The 18,464-nt window shown below is 66.3% G+C and carries 20 protein-coding genes; 9 read left to right on the forward strand and 11 right to left on the reverse strand.

The genetic code is table 11. The features are described from left to right. Nucleotides 1-2 precede the first annotated feature (2 nt). From WFQ67_RS04140 to mmsB, 4 genes are read left to right on the forward strand one after another with little or no spacing between them, the layout of a single operon-like run. Nucleotides 3-1,166, forward strand: coding sequence for an isobutyryl-CoA dehydrogenase (locus WFQ67_RS04140; protein WP_213625796.1), 1,164 nt, complete (start codon nucleotides 3-5; stop codon nucleotides 1,164-1,166). Nucleotides 1,167-1,176: 10 nt separating this feature from the next. Beyond that, nucleotides 1,177-1,995, forward strand: coding sequence for an enoyl-CoA hydratase (locus WFQ67_RS04145; protein WP_337056244.1), 819 nt, complete (start codon nucleotides 1,177-1,179; stop codon nucleotides 1,993-1,995). Between the two features lie 35 nt (nucleotides 1,996-2,030). Further along, nucleotides 2,031-3,134, forward strand: a complete 1,104-nt coding sequence (locus tag WFQ67_RS04150) for an enoyl-CoA hydratase/isomerase family protein (RefSeq protein ID WP_337056245.1) — start codon at nucleotides 2,031-2,033, stop codon at nucleotides 3,132-3,134. A 29-nt stretch (nucleotides 3,135-3,163) separates the two neighbouring features. Then, nucleotides 3,164-4,057, forward strand: coding sequence for a 3-hydroxyisobutyrate dehydrogenase (gene mmsB, locus WFQ67_RS04155; protein WP_213625798.1), 894 nt, complete (start codon nucleotides 3,164-3,166; stop codon nucleotides 4,055-4,057). Nucleotides 4,058-4,310: 253 nt separating this feature from the next. Here mmsB and WFQ67_RS04160 read toward each other — a convergent pair whose 3' ends face one another. From WFQ67_RS04160 to WFQ67_RS04195, 8 genes are all read right to left on the reverse strand, one after another. Then, a complete protein-coding gene (locus WFQ67_RS04160) occupies nucleotides 4,311-4,736 on the reverse strand; it encodes an organic hydroperoxide resistance protein (protein ID WP_173172040.1) in 426 nt (141 codons plus the stop codon). A 227-nt stretch (nucleotides 4,737-4,963) separates the two neighbouring features. After that, a complete protein-coding gene (locus WFQ67_RS04165) occupies nucleotides 4,964-6,478 on the reverse strand; it encodes a sensor domain-containing diguanylate cyclase (RefSeq protein WP_337056246.1) in 1,515 nt (504 codons plus the stop codon). 241 nt (nucleotides 6,479-6,719) lie between these two features. Continuing rightward, entirely contained in the window at nucleotides 6,720-7,028 is a 309-nt protein-coding gene (locus tag WFQ67_RS04170; RefSeq protein ID WP_173172035.1) for a hypothetical protein, read from the reverse strand. Between the two features lie 135 nt (nucleotides 7,029-7,163). Next, on the reverse strand, nucleotides 7,164-7,496 hold the full coding sequence (locus tag WFQ67_RS04175; protein WP_173172033.1) for a YnfA family protein: 333 nt from the start codon (nucleotides 7,494-7,496) through the stop codon (nucleotides 7,164-7,166). A 58-nt stretch (nucleotides 7,497-7,554) separates the two neighbouring features. Then, complete coding sequence (locus tag WFQ67_RS04180; RefSeq protein ID WP_111260484.1) at nucleotides 7,555-7,983, reverse strand: hypothetical protein; 429 nt, start codon at nucleotides 7,981-7,983, stop codon at nucleotides 7,555-7,557. Nucleotides 7,984-8,063: 80 nt separating this feature from the next. Next, on the reverse strand, nucleotides 8,064-9,194 hold the full coding sequence (locus WFQ67_RS04185; protein WP_337056247.1) for an MFS transporter: 1,131 nt from the start codon (nucleotides 9,192-9,194) through the stop codon (nucleotides 8,064-8,066). 263 nt (nucleotides 9,195-9,457) lie between these two features. Then, the gene (locus WFQ67_RS04190; protein WP_213625801.1) at nucleotides 9,458-10,270 is read right to left on the reverse strand and encodes an SDR family oxidoreductase; all 813 of its coding nucleotides are present in this window, start codon (nucleotides 10,268-10,270) and stop codon (nucleotides 9,458-9,460) included. Nucleotides 10,271-10,406: 136 nt separating this feature from the next. Continuing rightward, a complete protein-coding gene (locus WFQ67_RS04195; RefSeq protein ID WP_337056248.1) occupies nucleotides 10,407-10,778 on the reverse strand; it encodes a DUF2784 domain-containing protein in 372 nt (123 codons plus the stop codon). Between the two features lie 225 nt (nucleotides 10,779-11,003). Here WFQ67_RS04195 and WFQ67_RS04200 point away from each other — a divergent pair, with 225 nt between their 5' ends. Beyond that, nucleotides 11,004-11,162, forward strand: coding sequence for a DUF3309 family protein (locus tag WFQ67_RS04200; RefSeq protein WP_021221276.1), 159 nt, complete (start codon nucleotides 11,004-11,006; stop codon nucleotides 11,160-11,162). A 239-nt stretch (nucleotides 11,163-11,401) separates the two neighbouring features. Here the strand turns inward: WFQ67_RS04200 and WFQ67_RS04205 are convergent, their stop codons facing one another. Both WFQ67_RS04205 and WFQ67_RS04210 read right to left on the reverse strand, forming a co-directional pair. Next, complete coding sequence (locus tag WFQ67_RS04205) at nucleotides 11,402-13,069, reverse strand: cation acetate symporter (protein WP_213625803.1); 1,668 nt, start codon at nucleotides 13,067-13,069, stop codon at nucleotides 11,402-11,404. Beyond that, nucleotides 13,066-13,377: a DUF485 domain-containing protein gene (locus tag WFQ67_RS04210; protein ID WP_021221278.1), complete on the reverse strand. Its 312-nt coding sequence runs from the start codon at nucleotides 13,375-13,377 to the stop codon at nucleotides 13,066-13,068. The genes WFQ67_RS04205 and WFQ67_RS04210 overlap by 4 nt, the downstream gene beginning before the upstream one ends. A gap of 229 nt (nucleotides 13,378-13,606) precedes the next feature. On the opposite strand from WFQ67_RS04210, the gene WFQ67_RS04215 reads away from it, so the two are divergent. Both WFQ67_RS04215 and WFQ67_RS04220 read left to right on the forward strand, forming a co-directional pair. After that, the gene (locus WFQ67_RS04215; RefSeq protein ID WP_337056249.1) at nucleotides 13,607-13,831 is read left to right on the forward strand and encodes a DUF2061 domain-containing protein; all 225 of its coding nucleotides are present in this window, start codon (nucleotides 13,607-13,609) and stop codon (nucleotides 13,829-13,831) included. 115 nt (nucleotides 13,832-13,946) lie between these two features. Then, nucleotides 13,947-15,497: a glycoside hydrolase family 17 protein gene (locus WFQ67_RS04220; protein WP_173172025.1), complete on the forward strand. Its 1,551-nt coding sequence runs from the start codon at nucleotides 13,947-13,949 to the stop codon at nucleotides 15,495-15,497. A gap of 279 nt (nucleotides 15,498-15,776) precedes the next feature. Here WFQ67_RS04220 and WFQ67_RS04225 read toward each other — a convergent pair whose 3' ends face one another. Further along, the gene (locus WFQ67_RS04225) at nucleotides 15,777-16,157 is read right to left on the reverse strand and encodes a hypothetical protein (RefSeq protein ID WP_111260477.1); all 381 of its coding nucleotides are present in this window, start codon (nucleotides 16,155-16,157) and stop codon (nucleotides 15,777-15,779) included. Between the two features lie 237 nt (nucleotides 16,158-16,394). Here WFQ67_RS04225 and WFQ67_RS04230 point away from each other — a divergent pair, with 237 nt between their 5' ends. After that, nucleotides 16,395-17,690: a serine/threonine protein kinase gene (locus WFQ67_RS04230; RefSeq protein WP_173172023.1), complete on the forward strand. Its 1,296-nt coding sequence runs from the start codon at nucleotides 16,395-16,397 to the stop codon at nucleotides 17,688-17,690. Continuing rightward, nucleotides 17,683-18,450 (forward strand): MlaA family lipoprotein, encoded by a 768-nt coding sequence (locus WFQ67_RS04235; protein ID WP_442969569.1) that lies wholly within the window; start codon nucleotides 17,683-17,685, stop codon nucleotides 18,448-18,450. Before WFQ67_RS04230 ends, WFQ67_RS04235 begins: the two co-directional genes overlap by 8 nt. The last annotated feature ends 14 nt before the right edge of the window (nucleotides 18,451-18,464 follow it).

Here is an 18,464-nt window from a genome sequence, read left to right on the forward strand (position 1 = left end):
CCATGGACTTCGAACCCACCGATGAACAACGCCTGCTGGTGCATAGCGCCGCCGCCTTCGCCCGCCACGAGCTGGCGCCGGGCGCGGCGGACTGGGATCGCGACCACCACTTCCCGGTCGAGGTGATCCGCCGAGCCGCCGAGCAGGGCTACCTGGGGCTCTACATCGCCGAGGAGGATGGCGGGCTGGGCCTGTCCCGCCTTTCCGCCTCGCTGATCTTCGAGCAGCTGGCGGCCGGCTGCGTGGCCACCACCGCCTACCTGACCATCCACAACATGGCCGCCTGGATGCTCGCCTCCTTCGCCGACGCCGCGCTCAAGGCCCAGTGGCTGCCGGGCCTGCTGGACGGCCGGCTGCTGGCCTCCTACTGCCTCACCGAGCCGGACGCCGGCTCCGACGCCGCGCACCTGCGCACCCGGGCGCGCCGTGATGGCGACGACTACGTGCTCGATGGCAGCAAGTGCTTCATCTCCGGCGCCGGCAGCACCCAGGTGCTGATCGTGATGGCGCGCACCGGCGAGGACGGCGCCAGGGGCATCTCCTGCTTCCTGGTGCCGGCCGACGCCGAGGGCATCCGCTACGGGCGCAACGAAGACAAGATGGGCTGGCGCGCCCAGCCGACCCGCACCATCGCCTTCGAGGGCGTGCGCATCCCCGCAGGCAACCGCATCGGCCCGGAAGGCCAGGGCTTCGTCTACGCCATGAAGGGCCTGGACGGCGGGCGCCTGAACATCGCCAGTTGCTCCCTGGGCGCAGCCCAGGCGGCGCTGGAACAGAGCCTGCGCTACGTCGAGGAACGCAAGCAGTTCGGCAAGCCCCTGGCTGAGTTCCAGGCCCTGCAGTTCAAGCTCGCCGACATGCTCACCGCGCTCACCGCCAGCCGGCAGATGGTGCGCCTGGCCGCCCATCGCCTGGACCAGCGCCACGCCGAGGCGAGCCTCTACTGCGCCATGGCCAAGCGCTTCGCCACCGACCAGTGCTTCGACATCTGCAACGATGCACTGCAACTCCATGGTGGCTATGGCTATCTGAATGACTACCCTCTGGAGCGCTGGGTGCGCGATACCCGCGTCCACCAGATACTCGAAGGCACCAACGAGATCATGCGCGTCATCGTGGCGCGCCGTTTACTGGAACAGGGCGGCACACTCGACCGCCTGCTGTAAGGAGCACCCCATGAGCACTGCCGTAGAGCCGTACCAACCCGGCGTTTTCGACCTGACCCACAAGCTGACCGTGGAGAAGCACGGCCATACCGCACTGATCACCATCAACCATCCGCCGGCCAACACCTGGGACCGCGACTCGCTGATCGGCCTCAAGCAGGTGATCGAGCACCTCAACCACGACGACGACATCTACGCCCTGGTGGTGACCGGCCAGGGGCCGAAGTTCTTCAGCGCCGGCGCCGACCTCAACCTCTTCGCCGACGGCGACAAGGCCCGCGCCCGCGAGATGGCACGGCGCTTCGGCGAAGCCTTCGAGACCCTGCGCGACTTCCGTGGCGTCTCCATCGCCGCGATCAACGGCTATGCCATGGGCGGCGGCCTGGAATGCGCCCTGGCCTGCGACATCCGCATCGCCGAGCGCCAGTCGATGATGGCCCTGCCGGAGGCCACCGTGGGCCTGCTGCCCTGCGCCGGCGGCACCCAGGCGCTGCCCTGGCTGGTGGGCGAGGGCTGGGCCAAGCGCATGATCCTCTGCGGCGAGCGCGTGGACGCCGAGACCGCCTTGCGCATCGGCCTGGTGGAGCAGGTGGTGGACACCGGCGAAGCCCGGGGAGCCGCCCTGCTGCTGGCCGCCAAGGTGGCGCGGCAGAGCCCGGTGGCGGTGCGCACCATCAAGCCGCTGATCGCAGGCGCGCGCCAGCGCGGGCCGAACACCTGGCTGCCGGAGGAGCGCGAACGCTTCGTCGACCTGTTCGACGCCGACGACACCCGTGAGGGGGTCAACGCCTTCCTCGAGAAGCGCGACCCGCAATGGCGCAACCGCTGAGCGACCCGCGACGAGACCCAGGTTAGGGAGAAACGATGAATATCCAGTTCGAAGAACGCGTCGGCCTGCACGGCGCCCGCATCGGCATCGCCAGCCTCGATGCCGAGGGCAGCCTCAACGCCCTGAGCCTGCCGATGATCGAGGCACTCGATGCGAAACTGCACCAGTGGCAAGACGACCCGGAGTTCGTCTGCGTGCTGCTGCGCGGCAACGGCCCGCGCGCGTTCTGCGCCGGCGGCGACGTGCGCAAGCTGGTGGAGGCCTGTCGCGAGCACCCGGGCGAGGTGCCGCCGCTGGCGTCGCGCTTCTTCGCCCACGAGTACCGCCTCGACCACCGCATCCACACCTATCCCAAGCCGCTGATCTGCTGGGCCCACGGCCACGTGCTGGGTGGCGGCATGGGCCTGATGCAGGGCGCGTCCATCCGCATCGTCACCCCTTCCAGCCGCCTGGGCATGCCGGAGATCAACATCGGCCTGTACCCGGACGTGGGTGGCAGCTGGTTCCTCGCCCGCCTGCCCGGGCGCCTGGGGCTGTTCCTCGGCCTCACCGCCAGCGCCATCAACGCCCGTGACGCCCTGGACCTGGACCTCGCCGACCGCTTCCTGCTGGACGACCAGCAAGCCGCGCTGCTCGACGGTCTGGTGCAACTGAACTGGCGCGAGCAGCCCGGCGCGCAGCTCACCAGCCTGCTGCAATCCCTGGAGCACCAGGCCCGCGACCAGTTGCCGGACGCCCAGTGGCTGCCGCGCCGCGCCCGCATCGACGCCCTGCTGGATGTGGCCGACCTGCCGGCCGCCTGGAAGGCCATCACCGCGCTGCAGCACGAGGACGACGCCCTCCTCGCCCGCGCCGCCAAGACCCTCGCCGGTGGCTGCCCGCTCACCGCGCACCTGGTATGGGAGCAGATCCGCCGCGCCCGGTACCTGTCCCTGGGCGATGTATTCCGCATGGAATACGCCATGAGCCTGAACTGCTGCCGCCACCCGGAATTCCCCGAAGGCGTGCGTGCACGGCTGATCGACAAGGACAACGCACCGCGCTGGCACTGGCCCGATGTCGCCGCCATCCCCCGCGCGGTGATCGAGGCGCACTTCGCAGCGGTCTGGGATGGCCCGCATCCACTCGCAGCGCTCTAGCCCATTGGCAACGGCCAAGGAGAACAACAATGAAAAAGATCGCCTTCATCGGCCTCGGCAACATGGGCCTGCCGATGGCCCGCAACCTGCTCAAGGCCGGCCATGAACTCAAGGTCTTCGACCTGGTGCAGGCCGCGGTGGACGAACTGGTGGCCGAAGGCGCCAAGGCCGCCAACGACGCCCACGACGCGGTCTCCGGCGTCGACCTGGTGGTGAGCATGCTGCCCGCCAGCCGCCATGTGGAGGGCCTCTACCTGGGCGACGACGGCCTGCTCGCCTTCATCCGCGCCGGCACCCTGGTGCTGGAATGCTCGACCATCTCCCCCGACGCCGCGCGCAAGGTGCATGCCCGGGCCAAGGCGCTGGGCATCGACCTGCTGGATGCGCCGGTCTCCGGCGGCACCGCCGGCGCCGCCGCCGGCACCCTGACCTTCATGGTCGGCGGGGACGGCAAGACCCTGGAAAAGGCCCGGCCGGTACTGGCGGCCATGGGCAAGAACATCTTCCACGCCGGCCCCGAGGGCGCCGGCCAGGTGGCCAAGGTGTGCAACAACCAGGTGTTGGCGGTGCAGATGATCGCCACCGCCGAAGCCATGGCCCTGGGCGTGGCCAACGGCCTCGACCCAAGCGCGCTGGCGGAGATCATGCGCCAGAGCTCGGGTGGCAACTGGGTGCTGGAGCGCTACAACCCCTGGCCCGGCGTGATGGCCAACGCCCCCGCGAGCAACGGCTACCAGGGCGGTTTCATGGCCGAGCTGATGGCCAAGGACCTGGGCCTGGCCCAGGAAGCCGCGCAGCTGACCCAGAACAGCACCCCCATGGGTGCCCTGGCGCTGCAGCTCTACAAGATGCTGCTGAAACAGGGCAAGGGCCGCCAGGACTTCTCGGTGGTGCAGCAACTGTTCACCGAACCGGAGGCCTGACCACGCCCGACCGCAACGAACAGAGGGCGCCTGTAGGGGCGATTTCAATCGCCCATGGGCCGCACAGCGGCCCCAGCGGTGCGCCGCCCTTCAAGCCTGCCCAAGCGTTGCACCCTCCTCCCTGTAGGAGCGAATTCATTCGCGATGAATCCATCCGCAAGCACCACGCCCCAAGACTGAAAAGGCCACCGACACGTCAGCCAGGCAAACGCAAAAAGGGCCCCGAGGGGCCCTTTTGCATTCCAACGTCGTCTCAGACCAGGGTCAGGGTGACGTCGATGTTGCCGCGGGTGGCGTTGGAGTACGGGCAGACGATGTGGGCCTTGTCGATCAGCTCACGTGCCTTGTCCTTGTCCATGCCCGGCAGGCTGATCTGCAGCTCCACCTCGATGCCGAAGCCGGTGGGGATGGCGCCGATGCCGACGATGCCTTCGATGGAAGCGTCCGCCGGGACGGCGTACTTGTCACGGGCGCCGACGAACTTGATCGCACCGAGGAAGCAGGCCGAGTAGCCGGCGGCGAACAGTTGCTCGGGGTTGGTGCCTGCGCCGCCCGCGCCGCCCAGCTCACGCGGGGTGGTCAGCGAGACGTCGAGGACGCCGTCGGAGGAAATGGCGCGGCCTTCACGGCCACCGGTGGCTTCAGCATAGGCGCGGTACAGGACGTTTTCGATGCTCATGATGTGTTCCTCTTGATAGCGATTGGGGGTTATTTGGTTCGCTGTAGATTTGTGCGCTAAGCGATTCCATGGAGCGAACATTAGTGCGCTTTTATTTTGCGCGCAATATTTATTTCAAGATGAATTGGGAATAATCCTGCCAGATTCCGGGCATAAGCACGCTTGGCGGGGGCTGGCGCCGGGATCGAGGCGCATCGGGGCGAGGGGATTGGAGGCGCGAGGCGTCTTCAGCCGAAGCTGCGGACCTTGTTGCGCCCGGAATGCTTGGCGGCGTACAGCGCCGAATCCGCGCTCTGGATGAGCGTTTCCGGGAGGTCGCCGGGCCTGGGGATCATGCTGTGGATACCGATGCTCACCGTGACCACCCCCGCCTGGGCGCTGAGGTGCTCGATCTGCTTCATCTCCACAGCCTCGCGTACGCTCTCGGCGATCACCTGGGCGCCGGCCGGCGCGGTGTGCGGCAGGATGATGGCGAACTCCTCGCCACCGTAGCGAGCGATCAGGTCGGTCGAGCGGATCTTGATCACCTTCAGCGCCTCGCTCACCGCCTTGAGGCAGAGATCGCCGGCGCGGTGGCCGTAGGTGTCGTTGAACAGCTTGAAGTTGTCGACATCGATCATCAGCAGGGAAATGGGCTGGCGGATGATCGCTGCGCGCTGGAATTCCTCGAAGAGGGTCTTGTCGAACTGCCGCCGATTGGCGATGCCGGTGAGTGCGTCGATGGCCGCCAGCTGCGACAGCTCCTCGTTCTCCAGCTGGATGCTGCGCGCCGCCAGCAGGCGCTCCCGGGTACGTCGCACCAGCACCAGCCCGATGATCACCAGCGCCAGCACCAGTGCCGTCACCAGGGTCACCAGCACCACCGCCTTGTCTCGCCACTCGGTGAGCACTTCGCTCTTCTGCATCGCCGCCACCACCAGCAGCGGGTAGCCGTCCAGCACCCGGTAGGCGTATACGCGCTCGCGGCCATCGAGGCTGGAAAGGCCCGAGCCGGTGCCCACCGGCGAGTTCTTCAAATCATCCATGAACAGCGGGCTGTCGTGCAGGTTGCCGGTGCCCGGCTCCATGAACGGCCGCCGCACCACCAGCGTGCCGTCGTTCTCGGCGAGCAGGATGGCGCCGTTGCGGCCGATGTCGAAGTCCTTGTAGAAGGCGTTGAAATAGCTGATGCGGATGGTCGCCAGCACCACGCCGTCGAATTCGCCATGCCGGCCGTTGATGCGCCGCGAGATGGGCAGGACCCATTCGCCCGTGGAGCGGCTCTGCACCGGCGAGCTGACCTCGATGTCGCGGCTCACCGAGTTGAGGTGGTGCTGGAAGTACTCTTGGTCGGTATTGCGGATGGTCGGCGACGGCGGTGCGCTGGTGTAGTGGCTCCAGCGGCCGTCACGGTCGAACACGTAGATGCCGGACAACTGCTGGGCCCGCAGCTTGTAGGCGTTGATCAGGCCGTCGATGCCCTGGCGGTCGCCGGCGTCGCGGCTCTCCAGCAGGTAGACCAGGCCGCTGAGGATCAGGTCGGCCTCCTTGATGGTTTCCTCGGCGTGCTGGGATACCGAATAGGCCAGGTTGGCGTTGGACTTGTCCGCCTCGGACAGGTAGTGCGCGCGGGAGTCGAGCACTTGGTAGAGATTGACGCCGATGGCCACCGCGCCACCGAACAGGATCAGGAAGTAGGCCAGCCAGAGGGCCAGGCGCGTTCGCAGGAACGGCGCGAGGCGTTTGGCTTCTACGTTCTCCATCCCTCGCTCCTCTGTGGGCCGGCAGAACCGGGCGGCTGTCGTTGCGGGTGGTTGCGACGGCCTCAGGGCATCAGACAGAAAGCTTAGCCAGCGGTGCCGGGGCAGGTAGAAATGACGCGGCAGGGGCACGGGATTTCAAAGTGCCACTACGGAGGCGCGATGCTACGCGATTGCGCGCGGGCGCACACCCTCGCAGGTGGCCAGTCAATGATGAAAATCGGGTACAGCGGGGCGTGTGGCGCTAGAAGCCGGCGCGGGCCAGCGCCAGGTTGAGCGCCAGTGGATGATGGCCTTGGCAATGCAGTACGCCGTGCTCGTCGACCACGCCGAGGCCGAAGGCTTCGTTCGTTTCCTCGAAGAAGAGGAAACCGCCGGGCAGCTCGGCGACCACCAGGACCTGCTCCAGCTCGCCGTAACGCAACCGGGGATGGGCAGTGAAGGGAACGCGACAGGCGGCGAACACCACCTGCTGGGCAGGGGAGCAGTCGTGCAGTTGCTGGTGGACCAGGTTCTTCAATTCGGCGGCGGAAATGCTCTGACAAGTATCCATGGCGGGTCCGTCCTGTTCTTGTTGGGTAACCGGGCCTGGCGAAAGGATGATCGAGACCGAGGACGAAAATCTAGCAGCCCGGGTGCGCCTTGCCACCCCCATCTGTATCAGGATTCGACGAAAGCACGGGTCGCCTCAACTCTGGGGGAAGCGCGGCCCCAGCAGGATGACCAGTGCCCCCGCGACACAGAGCGCCGCGCCCAGCCAGTCGCTGGCCAGCGGGCGCGTGCGCTCCACCAGGCCCAGCCAGAGCAGCGAGGTGATGATGTAGATGCCGCCGTAGGCCGCATAGGCGCGCCCGGCGTAGGCCGCCTCGACGCGGGTCAGCAACAGCGCGAAGCACAGCAGGCTGAACAGGCCGGGGGCGATCCACCAGGCGCTGCGGTCGAGGCGCAGCCACATGAAGAAGGCGTAGCAGCCGGCGATCTCGAACAGTGCGGCGAGGAAGAACCAGAGGTAGTTGAGCATGGTGGATGTCCTCGTCGAACCCGATGGGCACAGCGCTTTCCGGGGCACGCAGCGGCGGTCAGCCGCGCAGCGCGCCCTCGCGCTCCCAGGCGCAGCGCACGCGCAGGTTGGCTTCCTGGGGGCTGTGGAAACCCTGTTCGCTTTCCCAGCGGAAAGTGTGGGTGCCGTTGAGCTCGGTTTCCAGGTGCACCACCGCGCTGCCCCAGTAGAGCTGCTTGAGCAGGGCCTCGAACTGCTGCACCCAGAGGTTCCACTCGTACTCCACCGCGGCGTAGCTGGCACCGAAGTGGATCACCTGGGTCTGGTAGAGCCCCTGCCCGGGGTGGGCACTGAAGGAGAACATCTCGCGCCCGAGGAAGGGCCAGATGTCGCCGGCGGGCAGGCTTTCGATGACACGGCGGTTGGTCGCGCGGCGCAGTTGCCGCACCTCGTCGTCGTCCGACGGCCAGTCGCGGATGCAGCCATAGACGATGGATTCAGAGTCCACGCGAGCACTCCAGGAAAACAGTGGCAGCCTTCTATCACAGGGCTGCCAGGCAGGAAAGGAATTGCCGCTGATTTCCACGATCAGGCCTTGCGGCGCCCCAGCACCCAGGCCAGCACGCACATGGTCACCGCCAGGCCGGTGAAGACCATGAAGGGCAACCGGTAGTTGCCCGCCAGGTCGCGACCGAGGCCGGCGAGCACCGGCGTCAGGCTGCCAAGGCTGTAGCCGGCGAAGAGCATCATCGCCGTCCAGCGGCTCACCGCCAGCGAGGTGTGCACCTCATAGAGCGGCAGCACCATTGAAAGGGCGAAGGAACCGGACAGCCCCAGTCCCAGCAGCACCGCCCAGACCTCGGGGTACAGGCCGGGGGCGAAGGTGATCATCCCCAGGCACAGCGAGCTGGTGATGCCGCAGCCGAGCAGCAGCTGGTAGCGGTTGTCGTAGCGCTGGGCCAGCCACGGCAGGATGAAGGCACTGGGCAGTCCCACCAGCATGAACAGGCTGAACAGGCTGTTGCTGCGCAGCACGCTGAAGCCGGCCTCGTGGTAGCGCGCCACCAGCCAGGTGGTGAGGGCGTAGAACAGCCCGGCCTGGATGGCGAAGAAGGCGGTGATCAGCCAGGCGCGCGGCTCGCCCCAGGGCAGCCCGCCGGAGCCGCCGGCCTCGCTGGCCGTCTCCGCACGGTTGGGCAGGCACAGCCAGAGCACAGTCGCCGCCAACGCCGGCAAGGCCCAGAACGCCAGGCCCATCGACCACTGGTTGGCCAGCGCCTGGGTCACCGGCTCGGTGAGCACCGCGCCGGACGCGCCACCGATCGTCATGCTCAGGGAATACCAGGCGACCACGCGGCCGACCCGGTCATGGAAGTGGCGCTTGATGAAGCCCGACACCAAGGGCCCGGCAATGGCGATGCCGGCCCCCAGCAGCACCGCGCTGCCGATCAGCACCGCGCTGGCGTGCCCGGCGACGCGCACGCCGCAGGCGATGACGATGAGCAGCAGGCACAGGCCGATCACCCGCTCCAGGCCGAAGCGCATGGCCAGGCGCGGCGCCAGGGGCGCCAGCAGGCCCATGCACAGCACCGGCAGCGCGGTGGTGAGGCTGATCAGCCCACGGCTCAGGTCGAGCTCGCTGGCGATGCGTTCGATCAAGGGGGCGAGGGAGGTGATGCCGGGGCGCAGGTTGATCGCAGCCAGCACCAGAGCCAGCATGAAAAGGGCTCGGGAAGCAGGTTTCACAAGGAGTCCAGATAGTCGTTGGCGTGCACGCCGGGGGTGCAACCCTACTCCGCGAAAGCGCAGCCGGGCAAGACGTGGGCGGGCATAAATTGACCGTACGGACAGAAAATACAGGACCGCGCAGGGCACTTTCCTGAAAGACCGATCGCGAATGAATTCGCTCCGGCGGCGGCGCGCCGCATGGCCTGGAAGCCGCTGTGCCGGCCCCGCAATCGCAGGGCCGGTCACCGCACGCATCAAGCCTGCTGGCGGCCCTTGGCGCGCATCTTGTCCGACATGCTGGCCATCTCGTCGTAGAGCATCTGCGGGTTCTTCTGCTTCACCGCCCAGGCCATGCGGCCCTGTTCGTGGGGCAGGATCATGAAGGTGCCGGCAGCCACTTCGTCGAAGATGTAGTCGGCGATATCGGCCGCGCTGATCGGCGAGCTTTCCAGCAGCTTGCCCACTTGCTGCTTCATGGCCGGGGTCGGGCCACGGAAGGAGTCCAGCAGGTTGGTCTGGAAGAACGACGGGCAGACCACGTGGACGCCGATGCCTTCCTGCTTGAGTTCTATCAGCAGGCTTTCCGACAGTGCCACCACACCGGCCTTGGCCACGTTGTAGTTGCTCATCGCCGGGCCCTGCATCAGAGCGGCCATGGAGGCGATGTTGACGATGCGGCCCTTGCTGCGCTGCAGCAGCGGCAGGAAGGCCTTGCAGCCCTTGACCACGCCCATCAGGTTGATCGCGATCTGCCAGTCCCAGTCCTCCAGGGACAGTTCCTCGAAGAAGCCGCCGGAGGCGACACCCGCGTTGTTGACGATGATGTCGATGCCGCCGAGCTTCTGCTCGCAGGCCTGGGCGAAGGCGGTGAGCTGGCTGTAGTCGCGCACGTCGCAGCGCTGGGTGAAGCCGTCGCCGCCCGCTTCGCGAACCAGTGCCAGGGTTTCCGCGAGCCCGGGCTCATTGACGTCGGAAAGGGCCAGCTTGCTGCCTTCGCGGGCCCAGCGCAGGGCGATCTCACGGCCCAGACCGGAGCCAGCGCCGGTGATCATGATGCGGTTCTGCATGGTGAGGTTGCCTTCTTGGTATGTGCGTTGGTGCCCGCAGTTTAGCGAGGCGCCATGCGCCGCAGCGCGAAATCAGGGCGCTGAATGACGGGGGCAAATCAATGCATCGACGCCTTGCGCAGCCCCTCGCCAGGCGCTAGCGCGAACGACGCAGCACGCGCGCCAGGAGAAGGCCGTACACGAGCAGGTTGAGTCCGACGACGATGCCACCGAGCCAGAGCTGGATGCCCGGCGTCAGGCCCGCCGGGTAGATCACCGGCAGCACGTGGTGCTCGATGAAACCGCCCTGGTAGCCCTGCTCACCGGCCGCGCGACGCAACGAATTCTCCAGCGGCGTGAGTGGACAGATCAGATGCAGCCACTCGACGGTCACCCCCCAGCAGACGGCGGGCAGGTGCAACAGCGCCACCTTCGGCCAACGCAGAACCAGCAGTCCACCGAGCAGGACGAACAGGATGAAGCCCATGTGGAAGAGCACCACCGCGTCTGCGGCAATCCGGTAGAGCATCCTGCTGTCTCCATTTCATGCGGCTACCGCCCCTAACTTCCGATAGTCGGTAACCCGTTGTTTTTACTGGTCAAAAGCGCCCACGCAAGAATCTTTCATGAACCTTTGCAAATCAGGCGAAGTCGGAATTTACAGGAGCGGCCACAGCTTTTGCATGCGGCGACGCACGCACTGATCGACCGCACCGGGACGTCCAAGAACAAGGCTCATAGAAGGAGTTCCACCATGGGTATCAGTACCATTCTGCTCGTCATCCTGATCCTGCTGCTCATTGGCGGCCTGCCGGTGTTCCCCCACTCCCGTGGCTGGGGTTACGGCCCCTCGGGCATCATCGGCACCCTGCTGATCATCCTGCTGGTGCTGATGATACTGGGCAGGATCTGAGCACCGCTCTCTCACGGGCCACGTTGGCGGATGTGGTCTGTGGGGCGAGCGACCTCCCCTCTCCTCTTTATCCCTTTCCCTCGCAAGCCCTTTGCCGCACTCGCGGACTATCGGCGTCTTTGACTGCTCACATCTCTGACCAAGCCTCTTCGCAGGCGGGCCCTACTCCCTGGCCGGACCGCGCGCCAAACAAAAAGGCAGCCCGAAGGCTGCCCAATGTGCACGGAGTCTTGCGTGGATCAGTGGGCGACGGCGCCGCTGGCACCCAGGCCGGTCTGCGAACGTACGAACTGCGGGAAGAAGCGTGCGCGTTCCTCGTCGGCCGCGGCGGACTTGTCGGTGATGGAGAAGAACCAGATACCCACGAAGGCCACGAGGATCGAGAACAGCGCCGGGTACTCGTAGGGGTAGATGGCTTCGGCATGACCGAGGATCTGCACCCAGATGGTCGGGCCGAGGATCATCAGGCCAACCGCGGTGACCAGGCCCAGCCAGCCGCCGATCATGGCGCCACGGGTGGTCAGCTTCTTCCAGTACATGGAGAGGATCAGCACCGGGAAGTTGCAGCTCGCCGCGATGGAGAAGGCCAGGCCGACCATGAAGGCGATGTTCTGCTTCTCGAACAGGATGCCCAGGCCGATGGCCAGGACGCCGAGCGCGACGGTGGTGATCTTCGATACGCGCAGCTCATCCTTCTCGTTGGCCTTGCCTTTCTTGAACACCGAGGCGTACAGGTCATGGGAGACCGCCGAGGCACCGGCCAGGGTCAGGCCGGCGACCACCGCGAGGATGGTGGCGAAGGCCACGGCCGAGATGAAGCCGAGGAACAGGCTGCCGCCCACGGCATTGGCCAGGTGCACGGCCGCCATGTTGTTGCCGCCCAAGAGTGCGCCGGTGGCGTCCTTGAAGGCCGGGTTGGTGCTGACCAGCAGGATCGCGCCGAAGCCGATGATGAAGGTCAGGATGTAGAAGTAGCCGATGAAGCCGGTGGCGAAGAACACCGATTTACGGGCTTCCTTGGCATCGCTGACGGTGAAGAAGCGCATCAGGATGTGCGGCAGGCCGGCGGTGCCGAACATCAGCGCCAGGCCGAGGGAGATCGCCGAGATCGGGTCCTTGACCAGGCCGCCGGGGCTCATGATGGCCTCGCCTTTGGGGTGGACCTTGATGGCCTCGCTGAACAGCATGCCGATGTCGAAGTTGACGTGCTTGAGCACCATGATCGCCATGAAGGAGGCACCGGACAGCAGCATCACCGCCTTGATGATCTGCACCCAGGTGGTGGCCAGCATGCCGCCGAACAGCACGTACAGCACCATCAGCACACCGACCAGCACCACGGCCACGTGGTAGTTCAGGCCGAACAGCAGCTCGATCAGCTTGCCGGCACCGACCATCTGCGCGATCAGGTAGAAGGCCACCACCACCAGCGAACCGCAGGCGGACAGGGTGCGGATTTCCTTCTGCTTGAGGCGGTAGGAGGCAACGTCGGCGAAGGTGTACTTGCCCAGGTTGCGCAGGCGCTCGGCGATCAGGAAGAGGATCACCGGCCAGCCGACGAGGAAGCCGATCGAGTAGATCAGGCCGTCGTAGCCGGAGGTGTAGACCAGGGCGGAAATACCCAGGAAGGAGGCCGCGGACATGTAGTCACCGGCGATCGCCAGGCCGTTCTGGAAACCGGTGATGCTGCCGCCGGCGGTATAGAAGTCGGCGGTCGACTTGCTGCGCTTGGACGCCCAGTAGGTGATGTAGAGGGTGAAGCCGACGAAGGCCACGAACATGACGATGGCGGAGACGTTCAGCGGCTGGCGCTGCACGTCGCCTTCCAGCGCACCGGCGGCCCACAGGGCCGGCGCCACGGCCATCAGGCCGACGATGCCGCAGATGGAGAGAATGCGCGCGATCATTGCTGCGCCTCCTTGAGGACTTCACGGTTCAGGCGGTCGAACTCACCATTGGCGCGGCGCACGTAGATGCCGGTGAGCACGAAGGCGGAGACGATCAGGCCGACGCCGATCGGGATGCCCCAGGTGATGGAGGAGCCCGGGCTGAGCTTGGTGCCGAGCACCTGGGGCTCGAAGGCGATGAGCAGGATGAAGGCCAGGTACAGACCCAGCATGATGGCGGAGAGAATCCAGGCGAAGCGTTCGCGCTTGGCGACCAACTCCTGGAAACGCGGATTCTCGTGAATCCGCTGGTAGATGCTGTCGTTCATTGTTGTTGTCCTCTACACAGCACGTTAGTGGTGAAAACAACTCTAGAACGCTCGTACACATGCAACAGACGACCTTAGTCGTAGCGCCGGTGCATTCTCGACCAAGGTCGTAGACCACTCATGCAGCCGATCTATCGAAACCATTTCCCCTGCAAATTTCCTTGCATCGATCAGAGCCTCTACCCTGCACGCAACCAGGAATCATTCCCATCCTCAAGAGAGGCCCATCATGCTCAAGACCGCAACCTTCACCGTCATGCACTTCGCCATCGCCTTCAGCGTCGCCTACGCGCTCACCGGCAGCGTGGCCATCGGCGGGCTGGTGGCCATCGTCGAGCCGCTGGTCAACTCCGTGGGCTTCCACTTCCACGAAAAACTCTGGAAGCGCTTCGAGAAGGCCAAGGCCGAAGGCACTGGCACGCAGCGGCACAACTGGCTGCACCAGCACGCCTGACGCGAACGGCAGCCCGGTAATGCGCTGAAACCAGTTCACAGGGGGTCAGCGCATTCCTACCTAAGCCTTGAATCCGCTAAGATGCGCGGCTTTGCCGCCACGCGCACCTAGCCCAATGAGCCCGACCAGCCGATTCCCCGTTCTGCCCTACCTGCTCGCCTCGATCGCCGCCCTGTTGCTGCTCGCCGCCCTCTGGTACGGCCAGGGCAAGCCGGTGATCCTGCCCGACGCGGCGACCCCGACGCACAAGCTGCAGTGCGCCTCCTACAGCCCGTTCGACAAGGACCAGTCGCCCTTCGACCAGCCCTTCGTGCTGCGCCCAGAGCGCATGGACGCGGACCTGGAACTGCTCGCCACCCGCTTCCATTGCGTGCGCACCTACTCCATGACCGGCCTCGAGGCCATCCCGGAGCTGGCCCGCAAGCACGGCCTGAAGCTGATGCTCGGCGCCTGGGTCAACGGCAACCCGGTGGACACCGGCAAGGAAATCGATGCGTTGATCAAGGCCGCCAACGCCAACCCCGACGTGGTCGAGGCGGTGATCGTCGGCAACGAGACCCTGCTGCGCAAGGAAGTCACCGGCGCCCAGCTGGCCAGGCTGATCGGCCAGGTGAAGGCCCAGGTCAAGCAGCCGGTCACCTATGCGGACGTGTGGGAGTTCTGGCTCAAGCACCCCGAGGTCGCCCCGGCCGTGGACTTCCTCACCATCCACCTGCTGCCCTACTGGGAAGACGACCCGGCCGGCATCGACGAGGCACTGGCACACGTGCGGGACATCCGCGAGGAGTTCGGCAAGCGCTTCGCCCCCAAGGACATCATGATCGGCGAGACCGGCTGGCCCAGCGAAGGCCGCCAGCGCGAGACCGCCCTGCCCAGCCGCGTCAACGAGGCGCTGTTCATCCGTGGCTTCGTGCACATGGCCGAGGAAAACGGCTGGCGCTACAACCTGATCGAAGCCTTCGACCAGCCCTGGAAGCGCGAGAGCGAAGGCGCCGTCGGCGGCTACTGGGGCCTGTTCAGCGCCGACCGCACGGAGAAGGGCGTGCTCGCCGGCCCCGTCTCCAACCTGCCGAACTGGCCGCTGTGGCTGGGCGTCAGCGGGCTCATCTTCGTCTTCACCCTGGCGCTGGCCGGGCGCCCCGCCTCCAGCCGTGCCGCCTTCCTGCTGCCGCTGCTGGCCGCGCTCGGCGCCGGTTGCATCGGCATGTGGGCGGAACTGGCGCGCATCACCGCTCGCTTCGCCGGGGAGTGGGCCTGGGCGGCCTTCATCGTCGGCCTCAACCTGGTGGTGCTGGCCCATGGCGCCCTGGCCCTGTCGACCCGCGAAGGCGCCCGTGGCCGCCTGTTCGCCTGGCTCGACGCCCGCGCCGCCTGGTGGCTGTGCGCCGCCGGCTTCGCCGGTGCCGTGCTGATGCTGGCCCTGGTGTTCGACGCCCGCTACCGCAGCTTCCCCAGCGCCGCGCTGCTGCTGCCGGCGGTGGTCTACCTGTGCCGCCCGGTGAAGGCGCCGCGCCGCGAGATCGCCCTGCTGGCGCTGTTCGTCGGCCTGGGCATCATCCCGCAGCTGGTCGAGGAGACCCTGGGCAACATCCAGGCGATCGGCTGGGCCGCTACCGCCCTGCTGCTGACCCTCGCCCTGATCCGCAGCCTGCGCCTCGGCCGCTAGGACAGGTGCAACGAAAAAGGGATGCCTCGGCATCCCTTTTTTATTGCCCACGACAACCGATTCGCCTCCGTGGGAGCGGTTTCAACCGCGATGCAGCGGGCACGGCCTTTCGCGAATGAATTCGCTCCCACCGGGGATGCAGGTTGGGCTGAGGTACGAAACCCAACATGGCAAGGTTGGGCTGTGCATCGTCGGGCCTCGCTACGCTCGGCGCCAACCTGCGAAAGCGCAGGCGAAAAAAAGGACGCCGCAGCGTCCTTTTCATTCCCCACCCGGCACTCAGGCGATGCTCAGCCCACCACGCGGGGCGCGCACCAGGCGCAGGGCGGCGATGACGATGGCGAACACGCCGAGGCTGGCGCTGTAGAGGACCAGGGCCGGCAAGGCGAAGAGCATGGCGGCCACACCCAGGCCCCAGCCGGCACGGCCGGGCACGAAGAAGGCGATCAGCGACAGCACCAGGGCGCTCCAGGCGATGACGCGGAAGTGGATCAGCAGGCCGAGGCCGGCGCGCAGTTCGCACTCCCAGCGCTGGGCGTTCTCGGCGCACAGGCCGACCCACTGGCCGTCCTCCATGAGTGCGTAGCGCAGGCCATAGCTGGCCGCCAGCCAGAGCGACAGGACCACCAGCAGGATGATCAGGGGCAGACGGCGTGACATGGTTCTCTCCGAAGAATTGAAAGCGGCGCCAAGGATAAACGCACGCTCGCCTTATGCAAGACAAAGTCTGTAAACGGCGCTAACAAGACATCTGGACCCGCCGTTGCGCCGGGTGCATGCTGTCCGGCGCCACGGGTGAAGGCATTTCGCCTTCCCTCGCGGCACTTTGGCGAGCCCGCACTTGTCATAGCATCGGTATCCCCTCAGCCCGACTTCCTGCAAAGGGACTTGAACCTCATGCTCCGTTTCCGCTTCGCTGCCTTCCTGGGCAGCCTGCTACTGAGTGCCCCGCTGTGGGCGGCCGATATAGAGGCCGCCGGCTATGGCTTCCCGCTGACCAACCCGTTCGAAGCCACCATCGCCACCACCCCGCCTGAGCTGCGTCCGGACCTGCCCGCCGATGACGACATCGACCAGGCCGACTACGACCTCAAGCTGCGCCCGGAGCGCGAGTTCAAGCTGCCGGACAACTTCTGGCCGGTGAAGACCCTGCGCTACCGCCTGGCCCAGCAGGATCACCCCGCCCCGCTGATCTTCATCATCGCCGGCACCGGTGCGCACTACTCCAGCACCCTGACCGAGTACCTGAAGCGGCTGTTCTACGGCGCCGGCTTCCACGTGGTGCAGCTGTCCTCGCCCACCAGCTACGACTTCATGGCCGCCGCCTCGCGCTTCGCCACGCCGGGCCTCTCCAACGAGGACGCCGACGACCTCTACCGGGTGATGCAGGCCGTGCGCGCCCAGCATCCGAAGCTGCCGGTCACCGAGTACCACCTCACCGGCTACAGCCTCGGCGCCCTCAACGCCGCCTTCGTCAGCAAGCTCGACGAGACCCGCCGCAGCTTCAACTTCAAGCGCGTGCTGCTGCTCAACCCGCCGGTGAACCTGTACACCTCCATCAGCAACCTCGACCGCCTGGTGCAGACGCGGGTCAAGGGCATCGACGACAACACCACCTTCTACCAGGTGGTGCTGGGCAAGCTGACCCGCTACTTCCAGCAGCGCGGCTACGTCGACCTCAACGACGCCCTGCTCTATGACTTCCAGCAATCCAAGCAGAAGCTCTCGGACGAGCAGATGGCGATGCTGATCGGCACCTCCTTCCGCTTCTCCTCCTCGGACATCGCCTTCACCTCGGACCTGATCAACCGCCGCGGCCTGATCACCCCGGTCAAGCTGCCGATCACCGAGGGCACGAGCCTCACGCCCTTCTTCAAGCGCGCCTTGCAGTGCGACTTCGACTGCTACATCACCGAGCAGCTGATCCCCTTCTGGCGCGCCCGCTTCGACGGCGGCAGCCTGACCCAGCTGATCAACCAGGTGAGCCTGTACGCGCTGGAGGACTACCTGAAGCAGAGCAGGAAGATCGCCGTCATGCACAACGCCGACGACGTCATCCTCGGCCCCGGCGACCTGGGCTTCCTGCGTCGCACCTTCGGCGACCGCCTGACCGTCTACCCCCTGGGCGGCCATTGCGGCAACCTCAACTACCGCGTCAACAGCGACGCCATGCTGGAGTTCTTCCGTGGCTAAGCACGCCCTCCTCCTCGCCCTGCTGCTGGCCAGCGCCCCTCTTCTCGCCGATGAGCGCCAGGAGCCGGACGGCTTCACCGAGCCGCTCCAGCGGCTGCAGTTCAACCCCGGGCTCGACCAGCGCGAATTCGAGCGCTCCACCTTCGATGCCCTGGAGGTGTACGACCCGCTGGAGTCCTGGAACCGGCGCGTGTACCACTTCAACTACCGCTTCGACCAATGGGTGTTCCTGCCCGTGGTGCGCGGCTACACCTACGTCACCCCCGGCTTCGTGCGCAGCGGCGTGAGCAACTTCTTCAGCAACCTCGGAGACGTGCCCAACCTGCTCAACAGCCTGTTGCAGTTCAAGGGCCAGCGCTCGATGGAGGTCACCGGGCGCCTGCTGCTCAACACCACCATCGGTGTCGCCGGGCTGTGGGACCCGGCGACCCTGATGGGCCTGCCCAAGCAGAACGAGGACTTCGGCCAGACCCTGGGCTTCTACGGCGTCGGCGGCGGTCCCTACCTGATGCTGCCGATCCTCGGCCCCTCCAACCTGCGCGACACCACGGGCCTGGTGGTCGACTACGTGGCGGACAACCAGATCAACTTCCTCAACGTCCCCGAAGTCAGCAGCGACCACCCGGAGATCACCGCCCTGCGCATCGTGGACAAGCGCTACACCACGAACTTCCGCTACGGCCAGCTCAACTCGCCCTTCGAGTACGAGAAGATCCGCTACGTCTACACCGAGTCACGCAAGCTGCAGATCGCCGAGTAAGAATGGCGCCGCAG

The sequence above is a fragment of the Pseudomonas sp. USHLN015 genome, assembly GCF_037153275.1.
Taxonomy (GTDB): Bacteria; Pseudomonadota; Gammaproteobacteria; order Pseudomonadales; family Pseudomonadaceae; genus Metapseudomonas; species Metapseudomonas tohonis.